The organism is Pseudomonas sp. GW822-FHT06D10 (assembly GCF_058799535.1).
Window position 1 is genome coordinate 587,797 of the sequence record NZ_JBXALN010000005.1, and the last position, 14,357, is coordinate 602,153.

General features: G+C 64.5%; 16 protein-coding genes. 7 read left to right on the top strand and 9 right to left on the bottom strand.

Annotated elements, in window-relative coordinates; translation table 11 throughout:
• Nucleotides 1-101 precede the first annotated feature (101 nt).
• The 6 genes from AC1RL5_RS19915 to AC1RL5_RS19940 all read right to left on the bottom strand — a co-directional run bounded on the left by AC1RL5_RS19915 (nt 102) and on the right by AC1RL5_RS19940 (nt 4,058).
• The gene (locus AC1RL5_RS19915; protein WP_492589539.1) at nt 102-674 is read right to left on the bottom strand and encodes a HupE/UreJ family protein; all 573 of its coding nucleotides are present in this window, start codon (nt 672-674) and stop codon (nt 102-104) included.
• A gap of 38 nt (nt 675-712) precedes the next feature.
• Entirely contained in the window at nt 713-1,327 is a 615-nt protein-coding gene (gene ureG / locus AC1RL5_RS19920) for an urease accessory protein UreG (protein WP_011058975.1), read from the bottom strand.
• Between the two features lie 9 nt (nt 1,328-1,336).
• Nucleotides 1,337-2,011: an urease accessory protein UreF gene (locus AC1RL5_RS19925; RefSeq protein ID WP_145713753.1), complete on the bottom strand. Its 675-nt coding sequence runs from the start codon at nt 2,009-2,011 to the stop codon at nt 1,337-1,339.
• Nucleotides 2,008-2,508: an urease accessory protein UreE gene (ureE, locus tag AC1RL5_RS19930; RefSeq protein WP_015633955.1), complete on the bottom strand. Its 501-nt coding sequence runs from the start codon at nt 2,506-2,508 to the stop codon at nt 2,008-2,010. Before ureE ends, AC1RL5_RS19925 begins: the two co-directional genes overlap by 4 nt.
• Nucleotides 2,509-2,789: 281 nt before the next feature.
• Nucleotides 2,790-3,422, bottom strand: coding sequence for a TetR family transcriptional regulator (locus AC1RL5_RS19935; protein ID WP_011058978.1), 633 nt, complete (start codon nt 3,420-3,422; stop codon nt 2,790-2,792).
• A gap of 168 nt (nt 3,423-3,590) precedes the next feature.
• A complete protein-coding gene (locus AC1RL5_RS19940; protein ID WP_011058979.1) occupies nt 3,591-4,058 on the bottom strand; it encodes a hypothetical protein in 468 nt (155 codons plus the stop codon).
• A gap of 385 nt (nt 4,059-4,443) precedes the next feature.
• On the opposite strand from AC1RL5_RS19940, the gene AC1RL5_RS19945 reads away from it, so the two are divergent.
• Nucleotides 4,444-6,519: an AsmA family protein gene (locus AC1RL5_RS19945; protein WP_492589540.1), complete on the top strand. Its 2,076-nt coding sequence runs from the start codon at nt 4,444-4,446 to the stop codon at nt 6,517-6,519.
• Nucleotides 6,520-6,585: 66 nt separating this feature from the next.
• Here the strand turns inward: AC1RL5_RS19945 and AC1RL5_RS19950 are convergent, their stop codons facing one another.
• Together AC1RL5_RS19950 and AC1RL5_RS19955 are read right to left on the bottom strand one after the other, a co-directional pair.
• The gene (locus AC1RL5_RS19950; RefSeq protein ID WP_015633957.1) at nt 6,586-7,116 is read right to left on the bottom strand and encodes a ferritin-like domain-containing protein; all 531 of its coding nucleotides are present in this window, start codon (nt 7,114-7,116) and stop codon (nt 6,586-6,588) included.
• Nucleotides 7,117-7,226: 110 nt separating this feature from the next.
• On the bottom strand, nt 7,227-8,150 hold the full coding sequence (locus AC1RL5_RS19955; RefSeq protein WP_162470465.1) for a LysR substrate-binding domain-containing protein: 924 nt from the start codon (nt 8,148-8,150) through the stop codon (nt 7,227-7,229).
• A 125-nt stretch (nt 8,151-8,275) separates the two neighbouring features.
• Here AC1RL5_RS19955 and AC1RL5_RS19960 point away from each other — a divergent pair, with 125 nt between their 5' ends.
• From AC1RL5_RS19960 to AC1RL5_RS19970, 3 genes are all read left to right on the top strand, one after another.
• On the top strand, nt 8,276-8,914 hold the full coding sequence (locus AC1RL5_RS19960; RefSeq protein WP_072452016.1) for an FMN-dependent NADH-azoreductase: 639 nt from the start codon (nt 8,276-8,278) through the stop codon (nt 8,912-8,914).
• 12 nt (nt 8,915-8,926) lie between these two features.
• The gene (locus tag AC1RL5_RS19965; RefSeq protein WP_011058984.1) at nt 8,927-9,232 is read left to right on the top strand and encodes a DMT family transporter; all 306 of its coding nucleotides are present in this window, start codon (nt 8,927-8,929) and stop codon (nt 9,230-9,232) included.
• 120 nt (nt 9,233-9,352) lie between these two features.
• Entirely contained in the window at nt 9,353-10,243 is an 891-nt protein-coding gene (locus tag AC1RL5_RS19970; protein ID WP_072452015.1) for an esterase/lipase family protein, read from the top strand.
• Between the two features lie 2 nt (nt 10,244-10,245).
• Here AC1RL5_RS19970 and AC1RL5_RS19975 read toward each other — a convergent pair whose 3' ends face one another.
• The gene (locus AC1RL5_RS19975; RefSeq protein ID WP_011058986.1) at nt 10,246-11,151 is read right to left on the bottom strand and encodes a DMT family transporter; all 906 of its coding nucleotides are present in this window, start codon (nt 11,149-11,151) and stop codon (nt 10,246-10,248) included.
• A gap of 96 nt (nt 11,152-11,247) precedes the next feature.
• Here AC1RL5_RS19975 and AC1RL5_RS19980 point away from each other — a divergent pair, with 96 nt between their 5' ends.
• The 3 genes from AC1RL5_RS19980 (at nt 11,248) to AC1RL5_RS19990 (ending at nt 14,356) form a co-directional block, all read left to right on the top strand.
• Entirely contained in the window at nt 11,248-12,036 is a 789-nt protein-coding gene (locus AC1RL5_RS19980) for an AraC family transcriptional regulator (RefSeq protein WP_011058987.1), read from the top strand.
• A 71-nt stretch (nt 12,037-12,107) separates the two neighbouring features.
• The gene (locus tag AC1RL5_RS19985) at nt 12,108-12,407 is read left to right on the top strand and encodes a PsiF family protein (protein ID WP_011058988.1); all 300 of its coding nucleotides are present in this window, start codon (nt 12,108-12,110) and stop codon (nt 12,405-12,407) included.
• Between the two features lie 245 nt (nt 12,408-12,652).
• Complete coding sequence (locus AC1RL5_RS19990; RefSeq protein WP_041120529.1) at nt 12,653-14,356, top strand: ShlB/FhaC/HecB family hemolysin secretion/activation protein; 1,704 nt, start codon at nt 12,653-12,655, stop codon at nt 14,354-14,356.
• Nucleotide 14,357: the final 1 nt, after the last annotated feature.

Below are 14,357 nucleotides of genomic sequence, written 5' to 3' on the forward strand. Positions count from 1 at the left end.
GCCCGCCGAGCACGACCTGCTGGCAGGAACTGGCTTGCCAGCGAACGAGGCCCGCAAGACCGCCTTCGCCGGCAAGCCGGCTCCTGCAGATGAAGCAGGGATCAGCCTGCCAGCAACCACACGCCCGTAGCGGCCGAGGCCGCACCGGCCAGACGCACCAGCGGCGCTGCCGCCTGAGGCAGTGCCCGCACCACGGCATAACCGGCGGCATGCAAGGCAGCGGTAGCGGCCACGAAACCCGTGGCATAGGCCCAGGGGCTGGACATGTCCGGCAGTTCCAGGCCGTGGGCCACGCCATGGAACAGGGCAAACAGCGCGGTGGCGGCAATCGCCAGGCTCAGGGGCGGGCGCACGGCCAGGGCCACGGCCAGGCCCAGGGCCAATACCGAGGCGGCGATGCCGCTTTCCAGGGCCGGCAACTCCAGGCCCTCGAAGCCCAGCACGCCACCGATCAGCATGGTGCCGACGAAGGTGCAAGGCAGCGCCCAGCGCGCGGCGCCTTGCTGCTGGGCGGCCCACAGGCCGACAGCGAGCATGGCCAGCAGGTGGTCGAGGCCGCTGATGGGGTGGCTGATACCGGCCATCAGGCCGTTGTCGCCATGGCCCGGGTGGGCGAAGGCCAGGGCCGGGGTCAGCAGCAGGGCCAGGGCCCCGAGGATGCGTTTTAGGGTCATGGAGTGGCTTTCCTTGTTGAGCGGATTGGGTTCGGGGATCAGGCCGCGGTGAGCAGGCCCTGGCGTTCGATGAAGGCGATGATGTCCGCCAGGCCCTGGCCGGTTTTCTGGTTGCTGAAGACGAACGGCTTGCCGCCGCGCATGCGCTGGGTATCGCTGTTCATCATCTCCAGGGAGGCCCCCACCAGCGGCGCCAGGTCGATCTTGTTGATCACCAGCAGGTCGGATTTGCAGATGCCCGGACCGCCCTTGCGCGGCAGCTTGTCACCGGCGGAAACGTCGATCACATAGATGGTCAGGTCGGAGAGTTCGGGGCTGAAGGTGGCCGAGAGGTTGTCGCCGCCTGACTCCACCAGGATCAGGTCGAGCCCGGGAAAGCGCCGGTTCAACTGGTCCACCGCTTCCAGATTGATCGAGGCGTCTTCGCGGATCGCGGTGTGCGGGCAGCCGCCGGTTTCCACGCCGATGATCCGTTCCGGCGCCAGGGCCTCATTGCGTACCAGGAAGTCGGCGTCTTCGCGGGTATAGATATCGTTGGTCACCACCGCCAGGTTGTAGCGCTCGCGCAGGGCCAGGCACAGGGCCAGGGTCAGGGCGGTTTTACCGGAGCCCACCGGGCCGCCGATGCCGACGCGCAGAGGTTGTGCGTTCATGAGTTTCTCCTAGGAACGGAACAGGCGGCTGTACTGGCGCTCGTGGGCCATGCTCGCCAGGGACAGGCCGAAAGCGGCGCTGCCATGATGGTTGGGGTCAAGGTTCGCGGCGTGGTGCTGGGCTTGCTGCAACAGTGGCAGCAGCTCGCTGGTCAGGCGCTGGGCGGCCTGCTGGCCCAGGGGCAGGGTCTTCATCAGCACCGCCAGCTGGTTTTCCAGCCAGCTCCACAGCCAGGCGGCCAGGGCGTCCGCCGGGCTGATGCCCCAGGCCCGTGCCGCCAGGGCCCAGCCCAGGGCCAGGTGTGGTTCGTTCTGGTGCGTCAGCAGTTCCCTGGCATCGCTGTCCAGTTCCGGCAAACCCTCCAGCAGTTGCTTGAGGGAATAACCCATCTGCCGGCTTTCCTGGTAAAGCTCGCGGGTTTCGCGGCTGGTCCGATGTTCCTCGCTCAACTGCTGCAAGCGGGCCCAGTCCTGGTCGGCTGCGGCCTGGCAGTGGGCGAGCAGCAGCGGTGCTTCGAAGCGTGCCAGGTTCAGCAGCAGCTGATCGCTGATCCAGCGGCGGGCGCTGGCCTGATCATGTACCCGCTGCTGCTCCACGGCCATTTCCAGGCCCTGGGAATAGCTGTAGCCGCCAATCGGCAACTGCGGGCTGGCCAGGCGCAGCAGGGCCCAGGCCGGGTTCATGGGCGGACGCCGAACTGGTGCAGGCGCGGCGGATAGTTGAAGTCTTCATCGCCGTGGCGCGAATGATGGTGGCCGCCGCCATAGGCGCCATGCTCGGGCTGGAACGGTGCCTCAAGGGGCGCGGTGCTGGCCCCCAGCTGTTCGAGCATGGCCTTGAGCACATAGTCGTCCAGCAGGCGCAGCCAGCCGTCACCCACCTGCAGGGCCACGTGGCGGTTGCCCAGGTGATAGGCGGCGCGGGTCAGTTCGAAGGCGTTGCGGCAGGTGACGTGCAGCAGGGCTTCCGGGCGGGCGCAGACCTTGACGATGCGCCCGTCCTCGGCCTCCAGGAACTCCCCATCGTGCAGCGGTGGCTGGCCCCGCTCCAGAAACAGGCCGACGTCTTCACCGGCGGCACTGAAACAGCGCAGGCGGCTTTTGCTGCGGGCCTCGTAAGTCAGGTGCAGTTCGGCGGACCAGGTGGCTTGGGGGGCGGTTCTGCGGTGGATCACCAGCATCGGAAAGCTTCCAGCTATGAGCGATGCACAAGCCAGAGCAAGGGCCTTGCCAATCACTCGGTGGAGAGGGAAAACCCTTTCTCGATGCCGGAACTGCGCCTGAAAAAGGGGCAAAACCTTGTTTCATCTTGTTACAAATTGATGCGCTGAGCTGATTTATAGCACTGAGTTGGTGCGCGGGAAATGTTTTTGCTGCAATCCGGTGCCCGGCGGGCGGGCAGGCGCAAACGCGCAACCCAGAGCGGGGCGCATAGTGTGAAGGGGGGAGCGGTGCGGGCGAGTTACTCGGTGCTGCCCAGGCCTTGCCAGTGCTTGAGGCCGATGAAGATGAAGCGCAGTTGCTGGGTGATCTTGGCCTGGGGCGTGAGGTGTTCGGGCAGGGCCTGGGCCGGGGGATCGATGATGTCGGGCAGGGTGGCGAACACGCTTTTGACGATCAGGTCGGCCATGACGCTGAGATCGGCGGCGTCCAGGTGCTGGAGTTTGGGCATCAGGGTGAGGTCGGCGGCGAGGTCCGAACTGATGTTCTCGCGCAAGGTGGCGATGGCCTGGCGAACCGGCAGCGAGCCGCCGTACTGCTCTCGGGCCAGAAACAGGAACTGCGAGCGCTTGGCTTCCACCACATCGAGGAAGATGCGTACCGAGGCATCGATGATGCCGCCCATGACGAATTCATTGTGGCGCACCAAGCGGATGGTTTCGCGAAAGGTCTGGCCGACTTCGCTGACCAGTTCCAGGCCCAGTTGGTCCATGTCGCTGAAGTGCCGGTAGAACCCGGTGGGCACGATACCCGCGGCTTTCGCCACTTCCCGCAGGCTCAGGCTGCCAAACCCACGGCCACACTCCATCAGGTGCCGGGCGGCATCCATCAGGGCGTTGCGGGTCTGTTGCTTCTGTTCGGCGCGGGGCAGCATCGGCGGGGCGTTCTTTGCTCAATGGGAGCGGCGCACTCTAGCAAATCCACTTTGCCGGAGTCGAACTGCTGTCAGAGACAGGAGGGAGAGGCAGGGGGAAAAATGCAGCTGCTATAAAAGTCAAAGCCCGATCCAGGGATCGGGCTTTTTTCCAGGGCCACCATGGCCTCAGCTCGCAGCTTGATGACGTTCGGCCAGGCGATCAGCACCGCCTTCGGCAACGGTCTGACCTTGAGGTGTACGGCTGTAGCCATCTTCCACCAGGCCTTTCTCTTCCAGGCGATCACGGCCGCCTTCAGCTACGTTTTGACCTTGTGGGGTGCGGTCGTAGCCATCTTCGGCGACGTTCTGGCCTTGAGGTGTACGGTCGTAGCCATCTTCGGCAACGTTCTGGCCTTGAGGGGTGCGATCATAGCCGTCTTCGGCAACGCTCTGGCCTTGTGGAGTACGGTCATAACCGTCGGCAGCGACTTTGTTGCGTTCGATCAGGCGATCCGAACCGCCTTCGGCCAGGGTCTGGGTGAACACGCTGTGGCTGGCCTTGACCTGTGGGGTGGCTTGTTCAGCGGCTGGCAGGGCGAAGGCGTTGGCAGCCAGAACAGATAAGGCGAGGCTCAGTAAAAGTTGGCGTTTCATGATGGGTTGCTCCTTGGTAGGGCGATAAATTGGGTACGGAGCTAATGTTACCGCCGCTAAATCGATATAAAAGTTCATAAACACAATGGTAATAATCAACGGAATTGATTGTTTGCCGCGAAGGCTCTAGCTCGGGCGTTAACGCCGATTGCTTTTGCACCAGGGTGGGTATTTTCGACTCACTGCCGCTTCAGGGAGGGGCAGTTCGAGGTAACACAAAGCTGTCCAAGTGATCAGGAAAACAGGTTTTTTCAGCGGATCGGGTAGTCGGATTAAACCTGCGCGGGCTTTGTCAGTCGTAGTTTTCATGGCCGGTGATTTTTCCATCGGCAGTTCATCGATGCGTCGTGGTTGGGCGCTCAGTTGTCTTCAGGAGCCTCGTGCAATGACGCGCACTCGTAAAATTCTCGCCTGGTCCATCACTGGCCTGATCCTGCTACTGGCGGTGCTGGTACTGGTGATCGCGTTCTTCGATTGGAACCGGATCAAACCCACGCTCAATGCCAAGGTCTCCGAGGAGTTGCACCGGCCCTTCGCGATCAATGGCGATTTGTCGGTGGTCTGGCAACGCGAACCTGACGAAGGTGGCTGGCGGGCCTGGGTGCCCTGGCCTCACGTGGTGGCCCAGGACCTGACCCTGGGCAACCCGGACTGGTCCAAGGCGCCGCAGATGGTCAGCCTCAAGCGGGTTGAGCTGCGCATTTCGCCTCTGGCCCTGCTGGCGCAACGAGTGAGCATTCCGCGCATCGACCTCACCGAGCCCGTCGCCGCGTTGCAGCGCCTGGCCGATGGGCGCGCCAACTGGACTTTCAAGTTCGACCCCAAGGACCCGAACGCCGAACCGTCCAACTGGACGGTGGACATCGGTGCCATCGGTTTCGACAAGGGCCACGTGACCCTCGATGACCAGAGCCTGAAGACCCAGCTGGATCTGCAGGTGGAACTGCTCGGCAAGCCGATCCCGTTCAGCGATATCGTCGGTGAAAGTGAAGCGAAGAAGGTGGCCGAGAAAGGCGCCGAGGCCCAGGCCTATGCCTTCGCCCTCAAGGTCAAGGGCCAGTATCACGGGCAGAAGCTCGCCGGCACCGGCAAGATCGGCGGCCTGCTGGCCTTGCAGGATTCCCGCAAGCCGTTTCCGCTGCAGGCCCAGGCGCAGATCGGCGACACCAAGGTGGAGCTGCGCGGCAGCCTGACCGACCCGCTGAACCTCGGCGCCCTGGACCTGCGCCTGAAGCTGGCGGGCACCAGCCTGGGCAACCTCTACCCGCTGACCGGGGTGACCCTGCCGGATTCGCCGCCCTATTCCACCGACGGCCACCTGACCGCCAAGCTGCACGATCCGGCGGGCGCGACCTTCAGTTACCAGGACTTCAACGGCAAGATCGGCGACAGCGACATCCACGGCAACCTGACCTACGTGGCCAGCCAGCCACGGCCCAAGCTCAGTGGCGCGCTGGTGTCCAACCAGTTGCTGATGAGCGACCTGGCGCCGCTGATCGGCGCCGACTCCAACGCCAAGCAGAAGGCCCGGGGCGGCGAGAGCAAGCAGCCGGCGGACAAGGTGCTGCCGGTGGAAGAGTTCCGCACCGAGCGCTGGCGGGACATGGACGCCGATGTGGAATTCACCGGCAAGCGCATCGTCCACAGCGCCGAGCTGCCGTTCACCGATCTGTACACCCACCTGGTGCTCAACGACGGCCAGCTCAGCCTGGAGCCCCTGCGCTTCGGCGTGGCCGGCGGCAAGCTCGACGCCCAGATCCGCCTCAACGGCCACACCACGCCGCTGGAGGGCCGGGCCAGGCTGACGGCGCGCAATTTCAAGCTCAAGCAACTGTTCCCCACCTTCGAACCGATGAAGACCAGCTTTGGCGAGCTCAATGGCGATGCCGACATCGCCGGTCGCGGCAACTCGGTGGCGGCCCTGCTGGGCAGCGCCAACGGTGACCTGAAGATGCTGATCAACGATGGCGCCATCAGCCGCAGCCTGATGGAAATCGCCGGGCTCAACGTCGGCAACTATGTGGTCGGCAAGATGTTTGGCGACAAGGAAGTGAAGATCAATTGCGCGGCGGCCGACTTCGGCATCAAGAGCGGCCTGGCGACTTCCCGGCTGTTCGTCTTCGACACCGAGAACGCCATCATCTACATCGATGGCACCGCCAATATGGCCAGCGAGCAACTGGACCTGACCATCACTCCGGAATCCAAGGGCCTGCGCCTGTTCTCCCTGCGCTCGCCGCTTTATGTACAGGGCAAGTTCATCCAGCCCAGTGCCGGGGTCAAGGCCGTGCCCCTGGTACTGCGCGGTGCCGGCATGGTGGCCCTGGGGGTGATCGCCGGGCCGGCGGCGGGCCTGCTGGCGCTGGTGGCGCCCAGCGGCGATGAGCCCAACCAGTGCGCGCCACTGTTGCAGCAGATGCGCTCGGGCAAGGCACCGGTGACGGTGAAACCGACTCATTAAGGGCCAGTGCGCGCGGCCAGAAAAAAGCCCGCCGCTGCAGGCAGGGCGGGCTTGGGGGAGAGGGCGTTACAGGTCGTTGAGGATGTCAGCCATGTCGTCGGCGTGTTCTTCTTCCTGGGCCAGGATCTCTTCGAACAGGCGGCGAGTGGTGGGGTCCTTGTCACCGATGTACTGGATGATCTCGCGGTAGCTGTCGACCGCGATGCGCTCCGCCACCAGGTCCTCGTAGACCATTTCCTTCAAGGTGTTGCCGGCCACGTACTGGGCATGGGAGTGCTTGGACAGCAGGTCGGGGTTGAACTCCGGTTCGCCACCGAGCTGGACGATGCGCTCGGCCAGTTTGTCGGCGTGCTCGGCTTCCTGGGTGGCGTGCTCGAGGAACTCGCTGGCGGCGACGCTGGCCTTGATCCCGTTGGCCATGAAGTAGTGGCGCTTGTAGCGCAACACACAGACCAGCTCGGTGGCCAGCGACTCGTTGAGCAGGCGCAGTATCTCCTCGCGATCGGCGTTGTAGCCCTCGGTCACGGCTCCGTTTTCCACGTGTTGGCGGGCCCGTTCGCGCAGGGTGTTCACATCAGACAAATGCATGTCGCTCATCTCGATCTCCTGGAGGCTAATCCGATTTACGCCAGGCTCTGTTGGCCTGATCGCTACCTTGGTTGTGAGTCGCGGCGGCGGCAAAAAGTTTTATCGGATGTGCCCGGCGGTCAACTGCGTGCCAGGGGCGGGTGCCCGGCCAGCAATGATTCCTGCTGCAGCCATTGAAGAAAGGCGCGCACCGGCGGATGGCGCTCGCGGCCGGGCACGCACAGGGCGCTGTAGCCGGCGCCGTCCACCTGGACTTCGGGTCGGTAGGGTTGCAGCAGGCCGCTGGCCACGCTCTGGGACACCAGGATGTCGCTGGCCAGTACCAGGCCCTGGCCGGCAATGGCCGCTTGCAGGGCGTACTGTTCCTCGTCGTAGGAGCGGATCAGCGGCGCGTCATCGAACCAGCTTTCCCCGGCCTGGGCGCACCAGGCCTGCCAACCGTCGGCATACAGCCGGGAGTTGCGCCAGTGCACGCTGATCAGGGTCGGCGCCTGCTGGCGGGCCAGGGCCACCTGCTGGGGCGAGCCGTAGACTGCGAAACGTTCGTCGAACAGGCACAGGCCGTGCAGGTCCAGGTAGCCCTCCTGGCTATAGCGGATCGCCACGTCGATGCTGGCGTCCTGTTGCAGGTCCACCACCTCGCACTGGGTATCCAGGCGCAGGCTGATGCCGGGGTGCCGGGCATAGAAGCGCCCCAGCCGCGGCACCAGCCACAGGGCGGCAAAGGCCGCGGTGGTGGAAACGGTCAGTTGGGCATTGCTGGGCGTGGGCCGCAGCGTATCGACACTCTGGGTCACTTCCAAAAGAGCACCGTGCAAGCTGTGAAACAAGCGCTGGCCGGGCTCGGTCAGGCGCACCTGGCGCGGCAGTCGTTCGAACAGCGCCACCCCCAGCCAGTGCTCCAGGCTGCGGATCTGGTGCGACACCGCGGTGGGCGTCACCGACAGGTCCTCGGCGGCGGCCTTGAAACTCAGCAGGCGCGCGGCGGACTCGAAAGTGCGCAGGGCGGTGAGGGGCAGGTGGGCGAACATCGAGTGCTCCATGGCTGAGATAAATTCATCTGGAAGAAATTCTGTTCATTTGTTGCAGTGCGGCTGTGCTCTTAGCTTTAGCGCGGACCGGCCTTGGTTTCAAGGCCGCCATCAGCAACCCGTCTGAGGCAGATGAGATGAGTACAGTTCTTGCGATCCACGGTAGCCCACGGGGCGAGCGCTCTCACAGCCGGCGCTTGGCCGACGCCTTCCTCCAGGCCTGGCAAGCGGCCAATCCCCAGGGGCGGTTGACCCGGCGCGAGGTTGGCCGGGGTGCCTTGCCCCACGTCAGCGAAGCCTTTATCGCCGCCGCGTTTTATCCACAGCCCGAGGCGCGGCCTCTGTCGATGCAGGCCGACCTGGCCCTGAGCGACGAACTGGTGGCGGAGTTGCTTGGCCATCAGCGCCTGGTGATCTCGGCGCCAATGCACAACTTCAGCGTGCCCAGCGGGATCAAGGCCTGGGTCGATCACATCGTGCGCCTGGGGCTGACCTTCAACACCCAGCAGGACAACGGCGTGGCCCAGTACCAGCCCCTGGTGCAGGGCAAGAAGGTGTTGATCGTTACCAGCCGCGGCGGGGGCGGCTTTGGCCCGGGGGGCGAGCATGAAGCGATGAACCACGCGGACCGCTGGTTGCGCACGGCCCTGGGTTTTATCGGTATCGAAGACGTCACCGTGGTTGCGGCGGAAGGCGAGGAGTCGGCGCCCGAGCGATTCGCGCAGTCCTGTGGCGAAGCCCAGCAGCGCCTGCTGGCCCTGGCGCAGAGTTTCTGAGGGGGCGGCGCCATGGCCTGGATGTTCCTGCTGCTGGCGGCGGCCTTCGAGGTCACGTTCGCCATGGGCATGAAGTACGCCGAGGGCTTTACCCGGCCCTGGCCGTCGCTGCTGACGGTGGTCGCGGCGGTGGGCGGGATCTATTTCCTGACCCTGGCCATGCGCGAGTTGCCGGTGAGCGTGGCCTACCCGATCTGGACCGCCATCGGTTCCCTGGGCACGGTGCTGCTGGGCTGCCTGCTGCTGGGAGAAAGCCTGACGGCGGTCAAGCTGGTGTCGGTGGGGCTGATCGTGGCGGGGGTGGCCGGGCTGAAGTAGCTGCCGGGAGAAACGGGCTGTCACCGGTTTGTCGCCAAAGCGTCATGGGGGCTGACGACGGCCCCGGTTATGGTCTAGCTTTCAGCCAGCCCCGCTGCCTTCGCGCAAGGATGTCGCCGCATGTCCCAAGAGCTTGCCACCCGTTACCCCCTGGTCCTGGTGCCCGGTATGCTCGGCTTTGTCCGCCTGCTGCTGTACCCCTACTGGTACGGGATCATTCCGGCCTTGCGCCGGGGCGGGGCGCAGGTGATCGCGGTGCAGGTCTCGCCGCTCAATTCCAGCGAGGTGCGCGGTGAGCAGTTGCTGGCGCAGATCCAGCGGATCATGGCCGAGACCGGCGCCGCCCGAGTCAACCTGATCGGCCACAGCCAGGGCGCGCTCACCGCGCGTTATGCCGCCGCCAAGCGCCCGGACTGGGTGGCCTCGGTAACGTCGGTGGCGGGGCCCAACCATGGCTCCGAGCTGGCGGATTATCTGCAACGGCATTCACCCGCCCATAGCCTGCGGGGGCGAGTGCTGAGCCTGCTGCTAAGGGGGATTTCAAGCCTGATGCGGTTGCTGGAAACCGGCTATCGCGGACCGAAGCAGCCGGTGGATATCCATGCTTCGCACCAGTCCCTGACCACCGAGGGCGTGGCCCTGTTCAACCGCCAGTACCCCCAGGGGTTACCGCAGGAATGGGGTGGGCAAGGGGCGGCGCAGGTCGACGGTGTGCACTACTACTCCTGGTCCGGCATTTTGCAGCCGGGCAAGACCAACCGCGGGCGTAACCTGTTCGACGGCACCAACCGCAGTTGCCGGCTGTTCGCCCGCACCTTCGTCCGTGAAGCCGGCCAGTGCGACGGCATGGTGGGGCGCTACAGCTCGCACCTGGGGCAGGTCATTGGCGATGATTACCCGCTGGACCATTTCGATATCGTCAATCAGTCCCTGGGGCTGGTGGGCAAGGGCGCGGAGCCGATCCGCCTGTTCGTCGAACATGCCCGGCGCCTCAAGGCCGCCGGCCTCTGATCTCAGCGTTGCCCGGCAGAAGCCGGCTTGCCGGCGAGCGGTCCCAGCACGGTGGTCCAGCGTTCCGAGAGAATCACCCCGCCCAAGGTCAGCAAGCCACCCACCAAATGGAACCAGGCCAACTGCTCATGCAGCACCACTGCCGCAATCAGCGCCGTGATCAACGGCAGCAGATTGAAAAACAGCGTGGTCCGGCTTGGCCCCAGGCGCACCACCGCCTGCATCCAGGCCAAGGGCGCGAGCATCGAAGCCAGCAGGCAGGCATAGAGCACCAGCGGAATGTTCTGCAGAGTCGGGCCTACCTTCGGCGAAGCCAGGAACAACGGTAGCAGCACCACGACCGCCACCAGCACCTGCAGATACAACAGCACCAGCGGCGGCAGGCGCAGCTGCCATTTCTTCAGCAGGGTGCTGTAGATGGCGTAGGCCAGGGTGGCCACCAGCATCATCGCGTCCCCCAGGTTGACCCCGTGTTGCAGCAGCGCGGCCAGGCTGCCGGAGGACACCACCACCAGCACTCCGGCGAAGGACAGCACGGCGCCCACCAGGGCTCCGGCAGTCAGGCGCTGGCCCAGGGCCGCGATGGCCATGGCCAGGGACATCAGCGGCATCAGCGAAAGGATGATGCCCATGTTGGTGGCCGAGGTCAGGCTGGCGGCGAAGTAGGCCAGGCTCTGGTACACCGCCATGCCCAGCACGCCGAGAATGGCGATGCGCCAGAGGTTGGGGCGGACCTCCGGCCAGTGCTTGATCACCGGCTTGAGCATGAAGGGGGTAAACAGCAGGCCCGCCAGCAACCAGCGATAGAAGCCGATCTCCGCGGGAAAGATCGCGCCCACGGCGAGTTTGTTGATCACGGTATTGCCGGCCCAGATAAAGATGGCCAGCAGTGGATAAGCGTATTGCATGGAGACAACCAGACAGTTGATGAAGGCTGATTATCCTCTTGTCCGGATCAATGCCTATACTGCGAACCGGACAACCCGCCCCGACATCCGGACAGCATGAGCAAAAAACACATCGATCTCCTGGATTTCCACGGGCTGCCCGCGCCGGTGTACTTCCGCTATGCCGACTTCGCCGCCCACAGCCATGCCCTGGAGCATCGCCACCCCTGGGGCTGCCTGGAGTATTCGGCCCACGGCGTGATGCACATGGAGATTGCCGGCCAGCGTTTCATGTCGCCGCCGCAATATGCGGTGTGGGTGCCGCCACAGACGCCCCACAGTTTCTACACCGCGCAGCCGATCAACTACCGCGCCGTACTGCTGGCCCCGGAGCTGTGTGCCGAGTTGCCGGCCGGGGGCAGTACCCTGGCCATCAGCGAGATCCTCAAGGCGATCCTCAAGGACTTCGCCGCCCGTGACGTGCAGATCCCCGAGGGTGAGGCCGACCAGCGCCTGGCCCAGGTGCTGCTGGACCAGTTGCGCCAGGCGCCGGTGCATACCTGTTACCTGCCCTACGCCAGCAGCCCCGACCTGCTGCGGGTGCTCCAGGCCCTGCAGGCCGAACCGGGCAACAACCAGCCTTTGGCCCACTGGGCGGGGCTGGCCCATGTCAGCGAGCGGACCCTGGCCCGGCAGTTCGTGCGCGAATTGGGCATGAGTTTTGGCGAATGGCGCCAGCGCCAGCGTTTCCTGGCCTCCATCGAGGCCCTGGAGAGCTCGCGCAGCATCCAGGAAATCGCCTTCGACATGGGCTACAGCAGCGCCTCGGCGTTTATCGCGATGTTCCAGCGCCAGGCTGGCAGCACGCCGGAGCAGTATCGCCGGGCCGGCCTGCAGAACAGGTGAAGGTGTAACAGGCTTTGTCTACACTGCGCTGGAGGCCGTGCCCGTCGGTGCGGTGACAAGGAGAAAACTCCATGAAGATGTTGCGTATTCCGTTGTTGATGGTGGGCCTGCTGCTGTGCTCCCAGGGTTTTGCCGCCACCGCCCAGCAGAACAAGATGACCACCTGCAATGCCGAGGCCACCGCCAAGACCCTAAAGGGCGATGAGCGCAAAGCCTTCATGAGCACTTGCCTCAAGGCGGCCCCGGCAGCTGCGGCTACCCCGTCCACGCCTCAGGAAAGAATGAAGACCTGCAACGCCACGGCCACCACCCAGGCGCTCAAGGGCGATGCGCGCAAGGCGTTCATGAGTGATTGCCTGAAGAAGAAATGAGCCTGAATCGATGGGGCCGAGGTATCGCGCGCGTTACAGACCCTTGGCCTGCATCGGTTTTTCAGAGTTTCGCAGCACATAAACCATTAGCTTTCAATGAGATAGGTCTGGAAGCTACCGCTCGTCGCTTTTTTATTATGTAAATTTTTTTACATTTACACTTTATTCCCTTCGAAAACAGGTGCCGGGACGCACCACGCGGACGTTTGGCCAGCCAAAATCCGTGATTCTAGGGAATGGAAAGCATGTCGCGTTTTGGCTTGTTCAGGCCTGTAGTAGCGTTTTGTGCTTTGTCTGCTTCGCTCGCGCTCAGTGCCGCGCCGCTGCAGACGCCGGGTGATCGCGACCTGATTCGGGATCGCCAGCAGCAGTTGCTGCAAGAGCAGCAGAAGCGCCTCGACGAACTCCAGCAACTCCCCGGCAAGACCTTGCCCCCCGAGCCTGCCCCGCAACCGGGCGAGCAGCGCTGCTTCACCATCAAGACCGTGATTCTCAAGGGTGCCGATCATCTTTCCGCCGCCGATCGCGAGCGCCTGGTGGCGCCCTATCGCGACCAGTGCCTGTCGGTGACGCAGATCAACACCCTGCTCAAGGCCATCACCCATCACTACCTGCAGCAGGGCTATGTCACCACCCGGGCCTACCTGCCGGCCCAGGAACTGGCCTCGGGGCAACTGACCATCGTGGTGGTCGAAGGCCGCCTGGAGAGCCTGGACAGTTCCGCCCTGGCCAGCTCGCGGGAACTGGCCATGGCCTTTCCCGGCACCACCGGCGAGGTGCTCAACCTGCGGGAGCTGGAGCAACTGGTGGACCAGCTGACTCGCCTGCCTTCGCGCCAGGTGGAACTGGAACTGGCCCCGGGAGAGAAACTGGGCGACAGCCGTGTTGGGCTCAAGGGCCAGCGTCTGAAACCCTGGCGGGTATCGGCCACCCGCAACAACAGCGGCGACAAGAGCACCGGCGAGCAGCAGGCCGGCCTCGGCTTGGACTGGGACAGCCCCCTGGGCCTGGCAGACCAGCTCAGCCTGCGGGCCAACCAGGACACGGTCAGCGACCGCTGGCGCCACTCCGACAACCAGAGCCTGTTCTACAGCCTGCCCTGGGGCTGGTGGACCCTCAGTTATTCCTACAGCCAGAGCTACTACCGCACCCGCAATGACAGCACCGGCTTCGACTTCACCATGGACGGCGAAAGCAAGAACCAGCAGTTGCGCGCCGAACGGGTGCTGCACCGCGACAACCTGAGCAAGACCGGCATGAGCCTGGGCCTGAGCCAGTTGCGCACGCGCAACTACATCGATGACAACCTGATCGACGTGTCCAGCAACCGCATCACCGAAAGCCAGCTGGGCTTCAACCATGGGCGGCGCATCGGCAATGCCCTGGTCAACGCCGACATTGGCTGGCAGCAGGGCATCGGCGCCCTGGATGCCCAGGGCAGCGGCAATCCCCATGGCAGCGAGCCGGTGGCCCGTTACAACAAATACAGCCTGACCCTGAGCTACCTGCAGCCCTTTCGCCTGTGGAACGAAAACTTCAGCTTCGACAGCCTGGCCACCGGGCAGCGCAGCGAGGACGTGCTCTTCAGCCCCCAGCGCATCAGCCTCGGCGGCCTCAACTCGGTGCGTGGCTTCCAGGACCAGACCCTGTCCGGCAACAGCGGCGGCTACTGGCGCAACCAACTGCGCTGGCGCCGTGCGGTGACCTGGCCGGCGTTGCAGCCTTTTGTCCAGGAATACGGCATGGCCTTTGCGTATGACGTGGGGGTGATCAAGGGCGATCGCTACAACCACGATGCCCGCGGCCGCATGAGCGGCAATGCCCTGGAACTCAATGCCCGCGGCCAGTACCTGGCTGCATCCGTCAGCTTCGCACGCTCCCTGGAGCGACCGGCAATTATCGAGAGGCGAGAGCACCCGGTGTACTTCCGGGTAGACCTGTTCTTCTGAC